Below are 18,840 nucleotides of genomic sequence, written 5' to 3'. Positions count from 1 at the left end.
CTCCAGGACGTGGGTGGAAAGGCTGACAAACTGGCGGGCCCACCACGGCGGATGCGCAACCACCTGCCCCCACAACGTAACACCTGACATCAAAGTTCCCGCCGCCATCGCATGATCTTTGGTTGTCTCCACCAACTCCAAATGATCTCGCGGTGGCCGTCGAGCGCGTGCAGGGTGGCGAGGCGGTACAAGTCGGCGTAGTCACGCTCTCTGGTGTTGAGGTCGCCGAGCGAGATAGCGGTGGAAAGCTTCTCAGCGATGGCCGTGGCGAGAGGATAACCGAAGATCTGGAACCTTTCTGTGGAGAGCTGCTGGGGATAGTCGATGATCTGCGGCTCCGGAGTGACAGGATCGCCGAAGCTGACGTCGAGCTGCAGTTTGAGGCGTGCGCGGGCGATTGTTGCGGTCATGGTCAAGCGCAGCCCGTTGTACTCCTGGTCCGCTCGGATCGGGACGGTTCTGAGGGTGCCAGGATCAAACTCGACGCCGTCGTCGGCCTTGGTACTTGGTAGTGGCGATGATCGCGACTCTCCGGATGATTTCGGCCTCGTCATTGGGAAATGCACGGCCCAAGATGTCGATGTCACGTGTCATCCGGCGGGCGCCGAACTGGGCAAGGAGGAGGCCACCCTTGAGGATGAAGTGCGGTCCACCTGACGGGGAAAGGCCCACGCGGTAGAGGAAGCGTTCGAGCACATACTCGATCATGATCTCGTCGGTGGACCGTCCGGTACAACGGCCCAGATTGCGCAAGTCGTTGTAGACGCGGCCGGCGATGGTGTCGCGTGTCGGGTTGGGCATCAGGCGAGCACCGCCTCGACAGCGGGACGGACGGCGGACATTGCGCCCAGATCGCTAGCGATTTCCTGGAGGTCACGGACCCCGCTGCGGCCTTTGCTGCGGAGGTAGCGGCCGAGTGCCGCCAGTGCGAGTGTTTCGCCGAAGCGCCGGCGATGGCGCATCGCATCGACGACGCTGCGTGCGGCGCTGTAAATGGGGACCCTTTCGCCGGGTGCCGCTTCGAACTGCTCGATAGCCAGGGCGAAGGTCTCGGCCGCGTACTGGGTCACGGTGGTCGGCGGGTAGGTGATCGATGGGCGGTGCGTGCCTCGGGGGATCGCGATGTGGACGCTCGTCGGGATGTCGTCGATCAATTCGTGGATCGCGAGTGCGGACTCGCCGCACACGACGGCGCGTGGGGTGCGTAGGCAGACGGCGAGCAGGTCGAGGTGCGCGGTCGCAGGCGCATTCGCGCGACGGTAGACGCCTCGTGAGATCTCGTCGACATCTCCGGCTGACGACAGGAGGGCCAGATCACGCGATGAGATAGCCGCCCTTCTTGCCTGTGCTGTCGTGAACGTCGGGGAGAGCGCGGCCAAGCGCGCTTCGAGCCGAGAGTTCGTCTGAAGACCCATGTACCGAATGCTACCCAAATGACTGCGAGAGGGGACTGATTTGATACATAGGAGCTGCTGGCTGACTGGATCGATCGCCTGCGGAAAGCCGAAGGGTTGCGGCGCGGGTCGGGCCGGTGATGGGGGGTGGTGGGTGGCCGTCGACTTCTGTGAGGCGGTTTCAACACAGGAGCCTGCCGTCCTCGGGGAGGTCACCGTAGGAGGGCTTTCGGGATACGCGATGGTGACGTCGTGAGAGTCGGGATCGCATCCGAGCTGGCTCAGGTGGCGATGAAGAATTCCAGTAGTTCTGGGGCGAGGGATTGAGGGGTTACGTTGTGCGTTTGGTCCTCCAGGGTTCTGCGTACTGCTCGGGGGACGGTTGCGGCGACCGCTTTTCCCGCGTTGGTCATCCACATGGGGCTGTTCTCGCCGATCAGGACGAGGGTGGGTTGTGTGATCGAGGTGAGGAGTTCGGTGGGTAGGGGGTTGCCTGGGCCCATGAGGGCGGCCTCGTAAGCAAGGGTGTGGGCGATCGCTTCCACTGCTGACCAGGAGGAGTGGGCGCGCATCGCGGTCACCGTCGCTTGGGGGACCTCGGCGGCTTCGATCATGAAGAGCTCGGCCGCTTCCGTGCGCCGGCCCTGTTCGACCAGGATTTGCAGTTGCGATGCGAAGTCGTGCGAGAGAGTGGGTGCGCTGGCGTCGACGTGGTACGGGGGCTCCCACACAGCGAGTCTTGAGATGGCCGGATTCCGGGCGGTGGCCTCCAGCGCCAGGGCGGCGCCGGAGGAGCCACCGAAGACCATGGCCGACCCGCCCGCCGCCTCGATGAGGGCGGACAGGTCCTCGATCTCACGCTCAACGGCATAGGGCTGGGTGTCGCCGCTTTCGCCGCGGCCGCGACGGTCGTAGTTGAAAACCGTGAACCATGGGGCGAGGGCGGAGGCTACGCCGCACAGCGTGGGATGGGTCTTGTCGGTGAACGCGCCGTGCACCAGGACGACCGCCGGCCCGGCGCCGGATTGGTCGTACGCGATGGAGGTCCCGTCGGCCGAGGTGACCCTTCCGGTCGTCATCTCGTTCATGGCGCGCATTTCTTCAGCCTGCCGGTGTCACCAGGCACAGGGCCTCCCAGTGGTGGCCGTCGAGGTCGGTGAAACCGCGCTGGTACCGGTAGCCGTCATTCCGCAGATCACCGACGGGGGCGCCACCCGCAGCAAGGGCCTTGTCGAACAACTCGTCGACCTCGGTGGGGTTCTCGACGCCCACGACCAGGATCATCTGGCTGCTCTTGGTCGCGTCGGCGACATCCGTTGCCGCATACGTGGCGTACGTCGGCTCGGTCAGCAGCATGACCTGCGCTTGCTCATTGATCACCACGGAGGCCATGTCGTCGGCCATGCCGAAGAGCGTGAAGCCAAGGTCGGTGAAGAACGTCTTCGACCTGTCCAGGTCTCGGACCGGCAGATTGACGAACAGTACGGGGGACATCGCTGGAGCCTTTCCTTAAAGGTGTTCGCACCCGTTGGTGCGAACACCTTTATCCTGCGGATTCGGGCCCGCCGGGGCTTGGCTCTCGGTGCCAGGCGATTGACTTTCCGTGCCAGGCCTCAGCCCGGTGGCATGAGGCAGGTGCGGCGGTACTCGACGGGAGGCAATCCGTACGTGCGCCGGAACAGCCGGCTGAAGTGAGCCGAGTCCGGAAGGGCGTACTTGGACGCGATGACCCCCACGGGTACGTCGTGGAAGGCCGGGTCGGCCAGGTCTTTGCGGCAGCGTTCGAGACGCCGGTGCCGTATCCACGCGGCCACCGTGGTGTCCTGCGTCTCGAACAGTCGGTGCAGGTAACGCAAGGAGACATGGTGCGCGGCCGCGACGGTACCGGGGGCCAGATCGGATTCGCCCAGATGCTGCTCGATGAAGGTGTGGATGCGCAGCAGCAGCGTTCGTGACCGTGACTCCTCCGAGAGCGTCTCGGTCAGCTCGACGCGCTCGGCGATGGCCATGGTGACCAGGTCCATCACAACCGTGGACAGCCGGGCCGCGTTCGCGGGCTGGTAGGACTCGAGATCCAGGGCCACCCTGCGAAGCAGGGGCGCCGCGAGGGCGCCAGCCCCGCCATCTGGTGTGATCGGGACCGCGGTGAGCTTCGCGATGGAATCGAAGGGCAGGGCCAGCATCATACGGGGAAAGCCGAAAATCGCCAGATGCACGGCCGAGTCATAGGCCAGCTCGTACGGCCGGCCGAAGTCGTAGATGGCGAACTCTCCGCGTTTGAGCTGCGTGGACCTGCCGTCCTGCATCAGGGCGGGGCGTCCCGAGATCGCCAGTACCACCCGGTACAGGTCGGGGTTGTCGCGGCGGATCAGACCAGATGTCCGGTGGACGCTGTGCGGCGTGGAGGTCTGCACCCTGCCGACACCCAATGGGCCGAGTTGCCCCGCGCTGATCTCACCCCGTAACGGTGTGTCCCCCTCGATCCGGAAGTCGAGCGGACCGAGCGTGTCACAGACGATGCTTCGCCATTCGTCATACCGGCGCGCGGCGGGGATGTCACGGGTGCGGATCAGGATGCCCATCCTCATCGCCCTCCGTTGCGGTTCATGGATCGGGTCTCTGGCCGATTGTCCCGTGCCGAGATCTCAAACGGCGACGAGCACGCCTTGGGCCGTGAGGCGGTCGACCGGCTGACCCCTCTCGACCCTGGCGCCAGGCAAGCTGGCACTGAACGACAAGGACTTGGCGCTGTGGGTCAAAATGGCGCTCGTCTCGCGTGCCACGATGCAACAGGAATGAACCGGCGACGCTGCTGGTGAGAATTCATGAACCCCCATCTGGAGGTATTCGTGCGGAAAGTCATTACCCATACGCTGGTCGGCCTGTTTCTCGCCTCGACAGGGATCGCTGTGACGGCCGAGGCCGCGCAGGCGGCCGGGCCGTGCACTCGGGCCAGCTATACGAACTGGTCAGCGAGGTGGACGTGCGGATCGTCCGGTGGTGGCGAGTTCCGGGCGACCATTCGCTGCCTGGACAACAACGGTTATCCGTACACCTACTACGACCGTTACGGCGCATGGAGACCTGCGGGTGACGCGTACGGCTCGGTTGCCCGCTGCGATTTCAGCAATGACCAGAGAATGTCCGACGGAGCCCAGACGAGGTGATCTCAGCGCTACGCCACGCGGAATTCTGATCACCGGTTCCGGTGCCTTGCTGTCGTGGAGGTTGGCCGCGCTGATGGCGACCGAGGTGGGCAGGCCGGGGTGATGATGGTGTCGGCGCCATGCGGGTTAGGCTCGGGCGGTGGCCTTGAGTGTGGATGACGTTGACCGGTTCGAGGCTGCCAGGCCGCGTCTGGAGGCCATCGCCTACCGCCTCCTCGGTTCCGCGGGGGAGGCAGAGGACGTTGTGCAGGAGACGTTCCTGCGCTGGCAGGCCGCCGATATCGACCGCATCGAGGTTCCCGAGGCCTGGCTGACGAAGGTCCTCACCAATCTGAGCCTCAACCAGCTCGCCTCCGCGCGGGCGCGCCGCGAGACCTATGTGGGCAGGTGGCTTCCTGAGCCGCTGCTCGCCGGAGACCCGATGCTCGGTCCGGCCGACATCGCCGAGCAGCGCGAATCGGTCTCGTACGCGGTCCTCACCCTCATGGAGCGCCTCTCCCCCAACGAGCGGGCGGTGTACGTGCTGCGGGAGGCGTTCGCGTACCCCCACCGGGAGGTCGCCGAGATCCTCGACATCTCCGAGGCCGCCAGCCAGCAGATCTTCTTTCGCGCGAAGAAGCACGTCGCGGACGGGAAGGCCCGTATCGAGATCGACGAGGCCGCCGCCCGGCGCATCGTCGAGGAGTTCCTGGCGGCCGCCGCCAGCGGCCAGACCGAGCGGCTCGTGCGCCTGCTCACCGAGGACGCCATTTCGGTCGGCGACGGCGGCGGGAAGATCCCGGCCCGCGTCAAAGCGGTCGAGGGCGCCGTCGCGGTCGCGAAGTTCCTGCGGGGCCTGTTCAAACCCGGCGAGGCCAAGCGCGCCCTCGCCGGGGGCGCGCCCGGGCTCTACGCCTGGACGGCCAACGGCGACCCCGCCGTCGTGGCCGTCGTGGATGGCCGGGTCGTCGGCGTCATGTGCCTGGAGGTCACCGCCGAAGGCATCGCCGCGGTCCGCAACCAGGTCAACCCCGACAAGCTCGAACGCGCGACCGCACGCTGGGCGGCCGCGGACCAGAGGCAGCCTCTGTTCCACGCCTTCTGATCGCCATGTGAGGTGGTTCACATCGCGTTCCTGTCAGGAAATGGCGGGCCATCCGGTTCAGGTGGCAAACCCGTGAAGACAGGAGCAGGGACATGCGGCACCGCATCATCGTCCTCGGAGCCGGATACACCGGAGCCATCGCCGCCGGCCGTCTCGCGAAGCGGCTCCGCCGCGAGGACGTCGCCATCACCCTCGTCAACGCCGAGCCCGACTTCGTCGAACGCGTCCGCATGCACCAGCTGGCGGCCGGCCAGGACCTCGAACCCCGGCCGTTCAACGAGATGTTCGCGGGCAGCGGCGTCCACATGAGGCTCGCGAAGGTCACCGGTGTCGACGTCGACCGCAGGACCGTCGCCGTCGTCGACGCGGACGGCGCCGAAGAACTCGCCTACGACACGCTCGTCTACGCCCTCGGCAGCGGCTGGAACAGCCAAGGCGTGCCGGGGACCGCCGAGCACGCCTATGAGATCGCCGGCCGGCCCGGAGCAGGCCGGCTGCGCGAGCGCCTGGCCGGCCTCGACGCCGGGCGGACCGTGGTCGTCGTCGGCGCCGGCCTCACCGGTCTGGAGGCCACGGCCGAGATCGCCGAGACCCGCCCGGACCTCGACGTCGCCCTCGTCGCCCGCGGCGGCCTCGGCGACTGGCTCTCGCCCAAGGGGCGCGACCACCTGCGGAAGGTCTTCGGCAGGCTTGGGATCACCGTGCACGAGCACGCCGCCGTCGTCGGTGTCGAAGCCGACCGCGTCTCCATCGCCGACGGCGAGCCCGTCCCGGCCGAGGTCACCGTGTGGACCGCCGGTTTCGCGGTCCACCCGATCGCGAAGGCGACCACCCTGGAGGTCACCGGCGCCGGCCAGATCGTGGTCGACGGGACCATGCGCTCGGTTTCGCACCCGGAGGTGTACGTCGTCGGCGACGCGGCCATGGTGATCGGTCCCGGGGACAAGCCGTTGCGGATGTCGTGCGCCTCGGGAATTCCGGTCGCGTGGCAGGCCGCCGACGCGATCGCGGCACGCTTGACCGGTCACAAGCTGCCGAACGCTCCGATTCGCTACTTCAACCAGTGCATCTCACTGGGCCGCAAGGAAGGGTTGATCCAGTACGTCACCGCCGACGACCGCGCCGTGCGGGCGGTACTGACCGGACGGCTCGCCGCCGTGTACAAGGAGCTGGTCTGCAAGGGCGCCGTCTGGAGCGTCGCCAACCCGACGCTCGGGCTGCCGGCCCGGCGCCGCCGCGTCATGCGGGAGCGGGTCGGTGAGGGCGCGGCCGTCAAGGAGCCGGCGTAGAGCAGCAACCATGAAGCCCCCGCCCGGCGACCTGATCGCGTACGAACGCCGCCGCTCAGTCACTGGTCATGGGAGTCGTGGAGCGATCGTCCGCGGTACGGCCAAGGATGGGCGGCCGGGCCTGTCCCGCGGCGGAGCCTTCGGTCCCGGCGGCTCGGCACGGGCGCGGGCGATGGCCAGCCCACGTTCCGTTTCCGTGAACCGGTCGAGCCTGGTCCGGACCTCGCCGGCGTCCACGTCGGCGCCGAAGAGCTCGGTGCCCGGTTCGAAGCGGATACCTTCGGCCAGCGGGCCGGCGATGATCGGGTCGAAGCCGAGGGCGTCGACGAGAGAGGCGGCTTCGGCGAGGTCGGTGGGGTCGTCGCCGGCGATCGCGACCGCTGTGCGGCCGGATTCTCCGCTGGGACGGGCTTCGTCCTCGATGTCGTGGTAGCCCACATGGTTGAAGGCCTTGACGACACGGGAGCCGGGAAGGAACGCCTGGACGATCTCGCTGGTGGAGGTGCGCGGGTCGGTGAGGTCGTCCCGGATGCCGTCCACCTCCCACCAGTAGTTCATGGCGTCGATGACGAGCTTGCCGCGCAGCGCGTCCGCGGGAATGGCGCGGTACTTGCCGAGCGGGAGGGCGAGGATGACGACGTCGGCACGCGCCGCGGCGTCGGCGGCGGTCGTGGCGACCGCTCCGGGGGTGAGGACGTCGATCGTGAGCGCGATTTTCGCGGGGTCGCCGGAGCCGGCGATGAGCACCTCGTAGCCGGCGGCCAGGGCGAGCCGGGCGAGCACGGTGCCCAGCTTGCCGGCGCCGAGGATGCCGAGCGTTCGGGTGGTGTCGGTCATGGTCGGTCCGTCCGGGTTCGTGGGGGTCAGGTGGCGAGGATGTCGCGGACCATGGGGATCACCTTCGTGCCGTAGAGCTCGACGGCGCGCAGGCGGGCGCTGACCGGCTGGGCTCCCGCGGTGTAGATGAGGTCGAACCGGCCGACGCCGAGCGTGCGGATCGTACGGGCGATCTTGTGGGCGACGGTCTGCGGTGAGCCGATGTAGAGGGACCCGTGCTCGACATCGGCGTCGAACTCCTCGCGCCGGATGGGCGGCCAGCCGCGCAGGGCGCCGATCCGGTCGCGGATGACCCGGTAGTGCGGCCAGAACACCTCCTTGGCCTCCTCGTCGGTGTCGGCGATGAAGCCCGGCGAGTGCATCCCGACCGGATGCGCGGTCGTGCCGAACTGGTCGGCGGCTCGCCGGTACAGGTCGATGTAGGGCGCGAAGCGCTCGGGCCGGCCGCCGATGATCGCGAGCATGAGCGGCAGGTCATACCGTGCGGTGCGCACGACCGACTGCGGCGAACCGCCGACGCCCACCCAGGTGGTGAGGCGCCCCGACTCGGTCTTCGGATAGACGTCGGCGTGGTCGAGCGGGGCGCGCACGGTGCCGCTCCAGGTGACCGGCCGCTCGTCGAGCAGCGAGACGAAGAGCTCGATCTTCTCCTCGAACAGCACGTCGTAGTCGGCCAGGTCGTAGCCGAACAGCGGGAAGGACTCGGTGAACGAGCCGCGTCCGAGGATGACCTCGGCCCGGCCGTTAGACAGCGCGTCCACGGTGGCGAAGCGCTGGAACACCCGGACCGGATCGTCCGAGCTCAGCACGGTCACACCGGAGCCGAGGCGGATGCGTGAGGTGCGCGTGGCGATGCCGGCGAGCACGGTCTCCGGGGTCGACACCGAGTACTCGGGCCGGTGGTGCTCGCCGACGGCGATGGCGTCGACGCCGAGGTCGTCGGCCAGCACCGCCTCGTCGACGACCTGCCGGATCGCGGCGGCGTAGGAGATCGGCCGGCCGGAGTCGTCCTCAGGGACGTCGCCGAAGGTGTCGAGGCCGAACAGGACTTCAGACATTGCTGGGCTCCGTGGTGAGTAGTTCCCGTACGCGCGGGGCGACCTCGCGGCCGTGTAGTGACCCATCTGGTTGACATGTCAATTATGTGCCACGATATGATTGACATGTCAACTGGAGGCGGGATGACAAGGGACACACCTCAGCAGCGCAGACGGCAGCTTCCGACCACGGAGGAGCTGCGGATCTGGCGCGACTTCATCGAGACCACGGAGGCCCTCAGGTCCGTGCTCACCTCACGGCTGCAGAGCGAGTCCGCGCTGTCGCCCGGCGACTACTCGGTGCTGCTCGCCCTCAGCGAGGCCCGCGACGAGCGGATGCGCTCGTCCGAACTCGCGGCGCACATCCGATGGGACCGCAGCCGGCTGTCCCACCACCTCGGCCGCATGGAGAAGCGCGCGCTCATCCGCCGCGACGACTGCGCCACCGACAACCGCGGCGCCGAGATCGTGCTCACCCCCACCGGCGCCGAGGCGTTCCACCGAGCCACCGTGCCGCATCTGCGTGCCGTCCGCGAGCTCTTCGTCGACGCGCTCACGCCGGACCAGCTCGCCACGACAGGCGAGGTCGCCGCGACGCTCCGCGCGCATCTTCGTTCATCTCGCGACATGTGAGAATGCGGGAGCCCGCTGCCGCACGCAGGCGGCAGCGGGCTCCGCAGGAGGCGCTATGAAGCCACCTCCCGCGAGTGGTCGGTGACCTCGGGGTAGGTCCCGACCGGCGTGCGCTTGCCGAGAAGGTGCCGGTCGAGGAAGGCGGCCAGGTAGGCGCGGGTGATCCGCAACGCCCGCTCGCCGTCGAGCTCCTGCGCCGGAATGCCGAGCTGTGGCCGGACCACGGCGTAGTCGACGAAGGCCGAGTGATCGGTCCCGGCCACGGTCACCCAGCGCTTCCAGCCCGTCAGGTTCGGCCAGGCCGTCCGCCAGGACCGGTCGGTGCCGTCCGGTGTGTGCGACGCCGGCGCCCCGAACAGCATGAACGGCCGGTCGAGCGGCTGCTCCAGCTTGAAGGTGCCGTCCAGGTTGACGCCGGCCCTGATCCGGGGGTCGGCGAGCATGGTCTGGGCGGTGGCGTACCCTCCCATGGAATGGCCCACCATGGCGATCTTCGAGCGGTCGATCGCCCGTCCCCAGCGGCCCTTGGTCAGTTCGCCGAGGACGAATCGCACGTCCTTCACCCGGCTGGCGGCCACCTTGGCGCCGTCCTGACCCTTCACGCAGGCCAGGCACGAGGTGGTCCTGCCGTCGGGGAACGTGGTGGCGACCGACTCGTACGTGTGCTCTACCCCCGCCACCAGGTACCCCCTGCTGGCGAGGTCCTCGGCCAGCGAGGTCACGGTGGCGCGCGGGAAGGAGAAACCGGGCGACATGATGACCAGGGGCAGCCTGCCCGCTTTGACCGGGGCGCCGAGACCGGCGTACGTCCTGACCTTGGTGGCCGCGTCGGGAGCGACGTCCGGGAAGTTTTTCAGGACCGCGGCCGACTCCTGGGGCGTCATGTAGGGCGCGGGCCTGCCCGTGGGCCTCTTCGCCGGGTACCAGAGCGAGACCATGAGCTCGCGTTCGGTCGCCTCGGGATTCCACGGGTCGGGGCGGCTCGCGTCGACCAGGTGAAGCCTGGTCGTGCCGACGGGCGCGGAGCCGGTCGGCTTCGGAAGGGCCGGAGCGGGGGCTTGGGCTTGGGCTTGGGTGGCGCCGGTATCAGCGGCGGTTCGGGCTTGGGTGGCGCCGGTACTGGCGGCGGTGTGGGCTTGAGCCTGGGTGGTGCCGGTCAGGGCGGTCAGGGCGATCAACGACGCCATGGCAAGGGTTCTTCGCATGAGGCCCACGCTCGGGCACCGGTACGCCGGGTGAGATGGCCCGATCGTCGTTTGGCTTGTACTACTTTCGTCGTACACCTCCTTTCCGGCCTCCTCATACGCTGGGGAGCGTGCGATTCGTCCTGCTCGGCGGAGGTGTGTTCGCGGTCTCGCTGTTCGTGGTCCAGGGACAGGCGGGGGTGCCGTCGAGCCTGCCGCTTCCGGTACTGATCACGGTCGCCGCCGTCGCGGGCCTGGCCGCCTGGCGGGTGCGGTGGTCGTGGTGGGAACTGGCCGCGGTGGGCGCGATCGGGTACGTCTGGCTGGCGATGTGGCCGCCGCTTCTGGTCGCCTCGTACCACGCGGGCCTGACATTGAGCAGGCGTAGCGGCATCGCCGCGTACCTCGGCGGCTGCCTGGGCGTGTGCGGGGCCGCCGCGGCGGTGGGCGTGTACGAGGGCGGGCTGCGGGAGATGATGACCGCCACCCTGAGCAACGCCGCGTTGACGGCGCTCGCCACCATGGTGCTGCCGCTGGCCCTGGGGCTCTGGGTCCGGGCCAGACGCGAGGTGCTGGAGGCGGCCGGGGAGCGGGCGGAACGGCTGGAACACGAGCAGGTCATGCGGGCCGAGCAGGCCAGAGGTCAGGAGCGGGCCCGGATCGCACGGGAGATGCACGATGTGGTCGCACACCGCGTCTCGCTGATCGTGCTGCACGCGGGCGCGCTGGAGGTGCGGGCGGCCGACGAGGAAACGGTCCAGGCCGCCGCGCTGATCGGCGGGATCGGCCGTGAGGCGCTGGGGAACCTGCGCGAGATCCTCGGCGTGCTGCGCTCGCCCGTACGGGAGGTGCGGCCGCCGCCCACGCTCGGTGATCTCGATCGGCTGCTCGACCAGTCCCGTGCCCTGGGCATAGCCGTGACCAGGCACGACGAGGGTGAGGCGCGATCACTGGAGGCGACCGTCGAGCGGACCGTCTACCGGGTGGTCCAGGAAGCCCTCACCAACGTGCACAAACACGCCGGGAACGTCGGCACGGACGTGCGCATCCGGTACGGGCCCGGCGAGCTGGAGGTGGAGGTCCGCAACGACGCGCCGGAGGCACCGCGCGATGAGCTGACCGGCGCGGGCTGGGGGCTGGTCGGGCTGCGGGAACGCGTCGAACTGCTGGGCGGTACGCTGCGCACCAACGTGAGGGACGACGGCGGCTTCCTGGTGAACGCGAGGATCCCGGCGTGATCAGAGTGCTGGTCGTGGACGACGAGGAGCTCGTCAGGTCGGGGCTGCGGTTGATCCTGGAGGCGGCGGGCGACGTGGTGGTCGTGGGCGAGGCCCGCGACGGCGGTGCGGCGGTCGCCGAGGTGCGACGGCTGCGGCCCGAGGTCGTGCTGATGGACGTGCGCATGCCGGGTGTGGACGGCCTGACCGCCGCCGCCCAGATCCTTTCGCTGCCGGACCCGCCCAAGCTCGTCATGCTGACGACCTTCGACCTGGACGAGTACGTACACGAGGCGCTCCGCCTGGGCGCGGTCGGATTCCTGCTCAAGGACACCCCGCCGCGAGAGCTCGCCGCCGCCGTGCGCACGGTGGCCGGCGGTCAGGCCATGCTCTCCCCGTCGGTGACCAAGCGCCTGCTCGCCTCGTACGCCACCCGCGCCCCCTCCAGGGCCGAGGTCGCGCGCCGGCGGCTCGCCGGGTTGACCGGCAGGGAGGAGGACGTGATCAGGGCGCTGGCCCGGGGGCTGTCCAACGCCGAGATCGGCCGTGAGCTACGCCTGACGGAGGCCACGGTGAAAACGCACGTCAGCCGCGTACTGGCCAAACTCGGACTGGCGAACCGGGTCCAGGCCGCCATCATGGTCCACGACGCCGACCTCGGCTAGGCGATCGCTTGTGCGCGGTGGCAGGCCGGTGGACGTGTCTCATCCCCCATCGGCGGCGAAGTTCAGCAAGGTGATCGAGGGGCGCCGGTCGCGCAGGCCGGGCAGGACCGCGACCTTCCGCAGCGTTCTCGACCGCCACGCCCTGCGGCCGAGCGGGGGCTGCAGGTCCTCTGCGGTGGACACGCCAGGGATCCGCGCGGGCAGGCGGGCGGCCTCCGACACCGACATGCTGAACGGCATGGGCGGCGCGGTGTAGCGGTCCGACAAGGGGTAGCCCTTCAGCGTCTTGTCCCGGAACCACGGGGGTATCGAGTCGAAGAACAGCCGCCCGCCGGGGAACCTCGCGGCGCAGTCGGCGATCAGGGACATCACCTGGTCACGTTCGAAGTACATGAACAGGCCCTCGGCGGAGATGAAGACGCCACGCCCCGGATCGGCGACGTCCATCCACGAGCGGTCCAGCGCCGAGGCCGGGATCGCGGTCATGCGCGGCTCCTGCGGGAGCAGGCGTGTGCGCACGTCGATGACGGGTGGCAGATCCACCGACAGCCAGTCGACGCCGGGCCGGCCCAGGCGCCAGTACGTGGTCTGCAGGCCCTCGCCGAGGGCGACCACGGTGGCGTCGGGACGCAGGTCAAGGTAGGCGCGGATGGCGAGGTCCAGGGCGAGGGCGCGCATCGGGTGGGTCTGGCCTGGCTTGCCGAACCGCTCGTAGTCGTAGTCGATCCTGCGGTAGAGGAGTTCCGCCAGCGGGTCGTGGAACGCCGAGCCGGGGTGTGCCGACTCCTCGGCGCGGTTGCGCAGCGTCCACAGGCACGTGGCCGCCACCCCGTCCAGGGCCGCGCCGTCGATCTCGCTATCGGTCATGCCCGCTCCCTGGTGAGTCAGGTCGGGGCGAACACCTGACGACGGTTTCCATACGCGCAATGGTGGCCGATCACAGGTCGCCGGACGTCCCGCGAGGGGAGTATCCGCCCGCTACGCCACCGGCAGGAGAATCGGCCGATCTACATCGCGGGAAGTAGCCGGCATCGGGCGACGCCCGTTCCGGGGGAGCCCGATGCGCGCAGGGGGGATCCGGCGGCCTCACCATGAGCGGCCAGAACGCCCCGTCTCCGGTCAAGGGAGACGGGGCGTCGGCGGTTGAACGCGGTTTATCCGGAATCTGCGCTTTCGAGTCCGGGAGGAACGTACGCCCTCCGGGTCAGAGCAGCGGCCGGGTCGTCATCGGGCCGGTCCGTCCGCGCCGAGGCGGTAGGCGATGATCTCGGCCTTCTGGCCGTCCTCCATCGGCCAGCCACCACCGGCGAGCACGTACTTGCCCTGGACGGCGACGGGCGAGTTGGACGCGGCGGGCAGCGTGTCCTGCCAGACCGTCTCGCCTGTCCTGGTGCTCAGCGCGTGGATGGTGCCGTCGAAGGTCGTGGTGAAGACCAGGTCGTTGACGACGGTCGAGGCGCCGTAGGGCGTGTGGTCGAAGTCGCGCACCCACTTCACCCTGCCGGTGGCCAGGTCCAGCGCGAACATCTGACCGGTGCCCGTGGTGACGGCCGGGAAGTCCGGCGGCGGCTCCTGGGTGTTCCAGGTGACCGGGAAGTTGTTCACCGCGGCGTACACCGTGGTGTCGTCGACGGCCAGCGGCCCCATGACACCGCCGAGCACACCCGGGTAGACGGTGACCGGGAGCGAGGGCAGCTTGTCGAACTCGCCGCGCAGCGCGAACAGGTTGTCATCGTCGTGACCGTTGTGCAGGCCGACCGGCGTCTTCCACAACAGCTTGCCGGTCGCCTGATCGAACATGTAGACGATGCCCATCTTGCCGGAACTGAGCGCGACGGGCCTGCCGTGCACGGTCGTCAGAAGCGGGGGCAACATGAGGTCCCAGTCGTTGACATCATGCGGGAGCACCTGGTTGTACCAGATGAGCTTGCCCGTCTTGGCGTTGAGCTTGACGAGCGAGTTGGTGTACAGGTTCGGCCCGGGGCGGCTGGAGCCCCAGGGGAGTTCCTTCGTGCCGAGGAACGGCAGGGGGTTGGCGACCGTGAAGTACAGGTTCCCCTTGTCGTCGAAGCTCGGCGGGTACCACAGGCCGCCGCCGGCGTTCATCTCCGGGTTGCCCCAGAGGTCGACCGGTACGGTGTCGAACTTCCACTTCGTCCTGCCGGTGTCGGTGTCCAGCGCCCACAGGACGCCCCGGCCGGAGGCCGCGAGGAAGTGGGCGTTGTTGCCGGGCACGGTGGAGAAGTAGACGGTGCCGTTGTGGACGGCGGGCGCCATGTCGATGCCCTCGAACTCGTTGAGGACGAGTTCCTTGCTCCACACTTCCTGGCCGGTGGCGGCGTCGAGCGCGAACGCGTGCGTCGTGGTGGCGCCGAAGACCTTGCCGCCCGCGTAGGCGACGCCGTTGGGGCCGGTGCTGGACATGTCGTACATCTTCGTCCACAGCACATTGCCGGTCTTCAGTTCGATGGCGTAGACGTTCGCGTCGAGGTCCTGCGTGTACACGATTCCGTCGACCACGACCGGCGTCGTGGCGTACGTGCCGGGCCAGCGGTCGGGGGACGCCGGTGCCTTGATCGGCACGGTCCAGGCGACGCCGAGTTTGAAGACCGAGCGGGAGTTGATGGGACCGCTCACCCGGCGCGTGGCGGCCTTGTCGCCGTTCGGCTGCGTCCACGTGGAGGGGATCTTCGATGCGGAGTAGGTGGTCACGTCCGCGGCGGCCCTGGTGGGCACTCCGACCGCGTAGTGGCCGGTGATGAGCACAGCGCTCATCGCGATGGCGGGCAACGTCAGTCGTCGCAGGAGCCGGCCATGATCGATTTGTTTCGGGCGCATGTGGATCTCTTTCCTCTTGGCCTATGACCAAGCGCTGGGCTGCCTCAGCCCCTTTCAGCGCAGACGCTACCTCCGGCGGGTGATTTCGGTCTTCTTCGTAAATGCGATATTCGGCCGGGCATGCATCGACTTTCGGGGCGGCCTGATACACGCCCCGCGAGAAGACGCCCGAAGTTCGGTACATGTTGATAGGTGAGATACGGCCGGCTCCTAATCGGAGGCGGCTCTTTCACGCTGAGCCCGCCGATCCGGCGGCGCGTTCCCGGCGTCCCTGTGCCGCCGTCGATCCCTGACCCCGGTTTCGGTCACACGTGGTAACCCTTTCGCACGTCTTCGACGAACCCGAGGTAGCTTCGCAGCGGCCAGATCTCCTCGAATTCGAGGTACTCCCGCATCGGGAGGCGTCCGAGCGCGGTCCGGTCCAGTTCCTCGGCGTCGGGCGAATCCACGATCGCGATCAGCCGCTTCTGCGCGGCGACCTTCCATATGCCCACGCAGAACCCGGACTCGATGGACTTCAGAACATGCTCGGCCTCGTCCACCTCGATGTCCCACAGCTCGTCGAGGCCGATCCGGCCCTGGTGGTTCCACTTCATCTGGACGTAGAAGAGCATGAGTACCCCTTTGTTCGGAGCGTGACGGTCATCGCGGGTCCAGCGGGAATCCGGCGCGTTCCTCGCAGCCATGCCACAGCACATCGAGCCAGTGCGCGTAACCCTTCACGACCCCTGAATCGGAGATCAACCGAACCGGCCTGACGCCAGTTTCACCGCGCCCCGGCAAAACACCAAGCCACGGGGACCACATCCACTCCGATTACGTTATGTCCCGATTATCCAGATTGATCGAGACTGGCCCGTATCTACGGCGTCTCTAGGCGATCGACCCGAAAGCAAGCACCGGCCCTGGTGTGGCAGGGCCGGTGCTTTGGGTTATGGGGGGGGTGATGGGGGTCAGCGTGGGGTGTGCTGTCTGGTTCGGGTGGTGGTGCTGGAGCCGTCTGAGTCGAGGCGGGTGTTCCGGGATGGCGCCGAGGGGGAGAGGGGTGTGGCGGTGGTTTGCGGGGTGGTGAGGGCTGGGCTGGTGGGGAGGAGGAAGACGTTGGCGGGGAGGTCGGCTGGGGGGATGTCGGTGTTGAGGGCGATGAGCTGGGACAGGGTTTTGCGGTAGTCGATGCCGTATTGCTGACGGATGGTGGTCTGCAGGGGGTCGTTTTGGTAGAAGAACCGGTCGCCGTCGCGTGCGGCGCCGAACTGGTCGCGCCAGATGGCGCGCTGGAGTTCGCCGAGTTCTGAGCCGGTGGCGTGTTTTTCGGCGAGCATGCCGGTGAAGGCGTCCAGGTTGGCCACGGTGCCGTACACGGCTTTGAGGCGGGCGGCCAGGGTGGTGCGGCGGACGACGCGGGTGGCGTTGTCGGCCGCAAGGGTGGTGGGGGTGCCGTTGATGTCGAACAGCTGGGTGATGTCGAGGCTTTGGGGGTCGTTGATCTCGTTGCCGGGGGTGAGCAGGGGGTCGGCGGGAAAGGCGTCGGTGCTCTCGCCGGTGATGGCGGTGAAGGAGCTCTTGGCGGGCAGATCGTAGGCGGCGCGGAGCTGGTTGTAGGTGGGCATGCCGTGGTCGCGGCCGCGTTGCAGGTCGATGGCACCCAGGTCGACCACCCCGTGGAAGCAGGCCGGCAGGGTGGGGCCGTCCAGGCAGCCGGGGTTGCCGGCCACGGGGACCTGGAACAGCACGCTGCGCAGCTGGTTGTCGATCATTTCGTCGTTCTTGTACTCCGATTCCCCGCCGATGCCCTGCAGCATGGGGCCGAGCTGGATCTGGTTGACCAGGTCGGGGTTGAAGAACGCCACGTTGAGGGGGACGGCGAGGTCGACGTCGGCGCCGTCGACCTCGACCTCGACCCCTTGTGCTTCCAACGCGGCCAGGGTGGCGGGGGTGTAGCGGGCGGCTTGGGTCTCGAACTCCATCTCGCCGTGGATCTGGCTGTGGGCGCGGTACCCCACCGTCGCGAACTCGTTGGCGAGCGAGGGGTCGAGGCCGGGGTCGTAGCCCTGGTAGGCGGGCAGGGTGACGCCCATCGCCGGGAGGAACTCGTGGTAGGTGATGTACTGCTGTTCGGCGATCACCACGACCCGGGCGAGCTGGAACTTGTCCTCCTGTGACATCGACGCCGGCAGGAGCGAGACGATGCGGTTGTGTTCGCGGGCGAACAGGGTCTGGGTCGCGGTCAGTGCGATGTTCTCGTTGGCGCGGACGTCGCCGGCGACGGCGGCGTTGTTGGGGTTGCCCAGCAGGCGGCCGTCGACCTGCATGGCGGGCGCGGTCGCGGCGTTGCCTCGGCTGGTACGCCTAGGCAGATACCCCCCGGGCAGCAGCAAGGTGGCGTTGTTGTTGGCCGGGTTGCCGTCCACCGAACCATCGCGTAACCAGTCCAGGCGGGCGTCGGTCCCGCCGTACACCGCCCACGCGTCGATGAAGGAACTGACCGTGTTCACCTGCTGACGGGCATTGGACACCCCGGTCCCCGGCGCGGCGGCCGTGCGGGTGAACGGCACGACACCGAGGTCGTTGGTGAAGGTCTCCAGCGGGTCATTGCGATCGAAGGGGATGTCGGCCGCGGTCCCGTTCTCCTGCCGCAACCCGATGGTGTGGTCCAGGAACTGACCCCACACGTTCCCCCACTGCGTGACCCCCCGCTCGGAGAACACATTCACATTCGTATCGTTGAACACCCGATTGGACACCAGTCGCGCGTTCGGCCCGGCGACCACCTGGCTCCTGCCATCGGCGTACCGAGCAGGAGCCAGCCGTAGGTACCTGGTGCCGACGCTGCCCAGGGACGACGAGAACGGGTTGTTCCCGGTGCCGTCGAGGCTTTCGGCCTCCCAGGTGCCGAGGATCGGACCGGCGGCGACCGCCGAGGTGGCCGGGGTACTCGTGGCCACGATCGAGCCGAGCAGCAGCGCGAGCCCCGACAGGACGACGGGTACGCGGTGACGAGGAACGCGGTACGGGATACGGCGGCGATGGACGCGGACGGCGGGCCGGGAACGGCGGCTCGTCGAGGGAAGAACCGGTCGCATGGACGAACTCCCTGCTGGAGATGGGAAAGATGCGCGCAGCGCCGGTCCCGCCGCCGCGAGCTCAAGGAGCAGAGAGATCGCAGGCGCCGGTAGGGGGCATGGCCGATCGCGAACGCGCCGATCCGCGCAGGCGACGACCGGCGCCGAGGGGGACGACGTCGATCGTGGCAGGCGTGGATTACTGGACGAGGGCGCAGGAACGCGCGGTCAGGGCGCTCGCACTCATCTGTTCAGGGATTGCCGGCGGGCACGCCGGCACCTCCGCCGATGCCGAGCGGCGGCGGGGGTTGGACCATCATGGGCTCCTCACCCGCGCTGGTCCTTATATGTGGTGGTTCCGGCGGCGGCAGAGAATGGAAATGGCGGCCTCGAACCTGCGTTGTTCCATGGTTTCTCCCTCAGGAGATGACCG

The 18,840-nt window shown here is 68.4% G+C and carries 19 protein-coding genes; 6 read left to right on the top strand and 13 right to left on the bottom strand.

Going from position 1 to position 18,840, the window contains the following annotated elements:
• Nucleotides 1-89: 89 nt before the first annotated feature.
• The 6 genes from NYZ98_RS02090 to NYZ98_RS02065 all read right to left on the bottom strand — a co-directional run bounded on the left by NYZ98_RS02090 (nt 90) and on the right by NYZ98_RS02065 (nt 3,976).
• Nucleotides 90-554, bottom strand: coding sequence for a nucleotidyl transferase AbiEii/AbiGii toxin family protein (locus NYZ98_RS02090; RefSeq protein ID WP_262840711.1), 465 nt, complete (start codon nt 552-554; stop codon nt 90-92).
• The gene (locus tag NYZ98_RS02085) at nt 475-801 is read right to left on the bottom strand and encodes a nucleotidyl transferase AbiEii/AbiGii toxin family protein (protein WP_262840710.1); all 327 of its coding nucleotides are present in this window, start codon (nt 799-801) and stop codon (nt 475-477) included. The genes NYZ98_RS02090 and NYZ98_RS02085 overlap by 80 nt, the downstream gene beginning before the upstream one ends.
• Nucleotides 801-1,415: a type IV toxin-antitoxin system AbiEi family antitoxin domain-containing protein gene (locus NYZ98_RS02080; protein WP_262840709.1), complete on the bottom strand. Its 615-nt coding sequence runs from the start codon at nt 1,413-1,415 to the stop codon at nt 801-803. The genes NYZ98_RS02085 and NYZ98_RS02080 overlap by 1 nt, the downstream gene beginning before the upstream one ends.
• Before the next feature lie 260 nt (nt 1,416-1,675).
• Entirely contained in the window at nt 1,676-2,491 is an 816-nt protein-coding gene (locus NYZ98_RS02075; protein WP_262840708.1) for an alpha/beta fold hydrolase, read from the bottom strand.
• Between the two features lie 4 nt (nt 2,492-2,495).
• Entirely contained in the window at nt 2,496-2,888 is a 393-nt protein-coding gene (locus tag NYZ98_RS02070; RefSeq protein WP_262840707.1) for a VOC family protein, read from the bottom strand.
• Nucleotides 2,889-3,007: 119 nt separating this feature from the next.
• The gene (locus NYZ98_RS02065; RefSeq protein WP_262840706.1) at nt 3,008-3,976 is read right to left on the bottom strand and encodes an AraC-like ligand-binding domain-containing protein; all 969 of its coding nucleotides are present in this window, start codon (nt 3,974-3,976) and stop codon (nt 3,008-3,010) included.
• A gap of 243 nt (nt 3,977-4,219) precedes the next feature.
• On the opposite strand from NYZ98_RS02065, the gene NYZ98_RS02060 reads away from it, so the two are divergent.
• The 3 genes from NYZ98_RS02060 (at nt 4,220) to NYZ98_RS02050 (ending at nt 6,934) form a co-directional block, all read left to right on the top strand.
• A complete protein-coding gene (locus tag NYZ98_RS02060; protein ID WP_262840705.1) occupies nt 4,220-4,561 on the top strand; it encodes a hypothetical protein in 342 nt (113 codons plus the stop codon).
• Between the two features lie 151 nt (nt 4,562-4,712).
• Nucleotides 4,713-5,645 (top strand): RNA polymerase sigma factor SigJ, encoded by a 933-nt coding sequence (gene sigJ, locus NYZ98_RS02055; RefSeq protein WP_262840704.1) that lies wholly within the window; start codon nt 4,713-4,715, stop codon nt 5,643-5,645.
• 92 nt (nt 5,646-5,737) lie between these two features.
• Nucleotides 5,738-6,934, top strand: coding sequence for an NAD(P)/FAD-dependent oxidoreductase (locus NYZ98_RS02050; RefSeq protein WP_262840703.1), 1,197 nt, complete (start codon nt 5,738-5,740; stop codon nt 6,932-6,934).
• 66 nt (nt 6,935-7,000) lie between these two features.
• Here the strand turns inward: NYZ98_RS02050 and NYZ98_RS02045 are convergent, their stop codons facing one another.
• Together NYZ98_RS02045 and NYZ98_RS02040 are read right to left on the bottom strand one after the other, a co-directional pair.
• Entirely contained in the window at nt 7,001-7,771 is a 771-nt protein-coding gene (locus NYZ98_RS02045; RefSeq protein WP_262840702.1) for an NADPH-dependent F420 reductase, read from the bottom strand.
• A gap of 26 nt (nt 7,772-7,797) precedes the next feature.
• The gene (locus NYZ98_RS02040; protein WP_262840701.1) at nt 7,798-8,829 is read right to left on the bottom strand and encodes an LLM class flavin-dependent oxidoreductase; all 1,032 of its coding nucleotides are present in this window, start codon (nt 8,827-8,829) and stop codon (nt 7,798-7,800) included.
• 123 nt (nt 8,830-8,952) lie between these two features.
• Here NYZ98_RS02040 and NYZ98_RS02035 point away from each other — a divergent pair, with 123 nt between their 5' ends.
• Nucleotides 8,953-9,441: a MarR family winged helix-turn-helix transcriptional regulator gene (locus NYZ98_RS02035; protein ID WP_262840700.1), complete on the top strand. Its 489-nt coding sequence runs from the start codon at nt 8,953-8,955 to the stop codon at nt 9,439-9,441.
• Between the two features lie 53 nt (nt 9,442-9,494).
• Here NYZ98_RS02035 and NYZ98_RS02030 read toward each other — a convergent pair whose 3' ends face one another.
• Nucleotides 9,495-10,646 (bottom strand): alpha/beta hydrolase family protein, encoded by a 1,152-nt coding sequence (locus NYZ98_RS02030; RefSeq protein ID WP_262840699.1) that lies wholly within the window; start codon nt 10,644-10,646, stop codon nt 9,495-9,497.
• A 110-nt stretch (nt 10,647-10,756) separates the two neighbouring features.
• Here NYZ98_RS02030 and NYZ98_RS02025 point away from each other — a divergent pair, with 110 nt between their 5' ends.
• Together NYZ98_RS02025 and NYZ98_RS02020 are read left to right on the top strand one after the other, a co-directional pair.
• A complete protein-coding gene (locus tag NYZ98_RS02025) occupies nt 10,757-11,863 on the top strand; it encodes a sensor histidine kinase (RefSeq protein WP_262840698.1) in 1,107 nt (368 codons plus the stop codon).
• Nucleotides 11,860-12,507, top strand: a complete 648-nt coding sequence (locus NYZ98_RS02020) for a response regulator (RefSeq protein ID WP_262840697.1) — start codon at nt 11,860-11,862, stop codon at nt 12,505-12,507. The genes NYZ98_RS02025 and NYZ98_RS02020 overlap by 4 nt, the downstream gene beginning before the upstream one ends.
• 39 nt (nt 12,508-12,546) lie before the next feature.
• On the opposite strand, the gene NYZ98_RS02015 is transcribed toward NYZ98_RS02020, so the two are convergent.
• From NYZ98_RS02015 to NYZ98_RS02000, 4 genes are all read right to left on the bottom strand, one after another.
• Nucleotides 12,547-13,374 carry a class I SAM-dependent methyltransferase gene (locus tag NYZ98_RS02015; RefSeq protein ID WP_262840696.1) on the bottom strand — a complete coding sequence of 276 codons (828 nt, stop codon included), beginning with the start codon at nt 13,372-13,374 and terminating at the stop codon, nt 12,547-12,549.
• A 357-nt stretch (nt 13,375-13,731) separates the two neighbouring features.
• Nucleotides 13,732-15,345 carry an outer membrane protein assembly factor BamB family protein gene (locus NYZ98_RS02010; protein ID WP_262840695.1) on the bottom strand — a complete coding sequence of 538 codons (1,614 nt, stop codon included), beginning with the start codon at nt 15,343-15,345 and terminating at the stop codon, nt 13,732-13,734.
• 305 nt (nt 15,346-15,650) lie between these two features.
• Nucleotides 15,651-15,959 (bottom strand): muconolactone Delta-isomerase family protein, encoded by a 309-nt coding sequence (locus NYZ98_RS02005; RefSeq protein WP_262840694.1) that lies wholly within the window; start codon nt 15,957-15,959, stop codon nt 15,651-15,653.
• A gap of 339 nt (nt 15,960-16,298) precedes the next feature.
• Nucleotides 16,299-18,428 (bottom strand): peroxidase family protein, encoded by a 2,130-nt coding sequence (locus NYZ98_RS02000; RefSeq protein ID WP_262840693.1) that lies wholly within the window; start codon nt 18,426-18,428, stop codon nt 16,299-16,301.
• Between the last annotated feature and the right edge of the window lie 412 nt (nt 18,429-18,840).

The organism is Sphaerisporangium corydalis (assembly GCF_025506355.1).
Taxonomy (GTDB): domain Bacteria; phylum Actinomycetota; class Actinomycetes; order Streptosporangiales; family Streptosporangiaceae; genus Sphaerisporangium; species Sphaerisporangium corydalis.
This window is presented reverse-complemented; position numbering and strand designations above follow the sequence as displayed.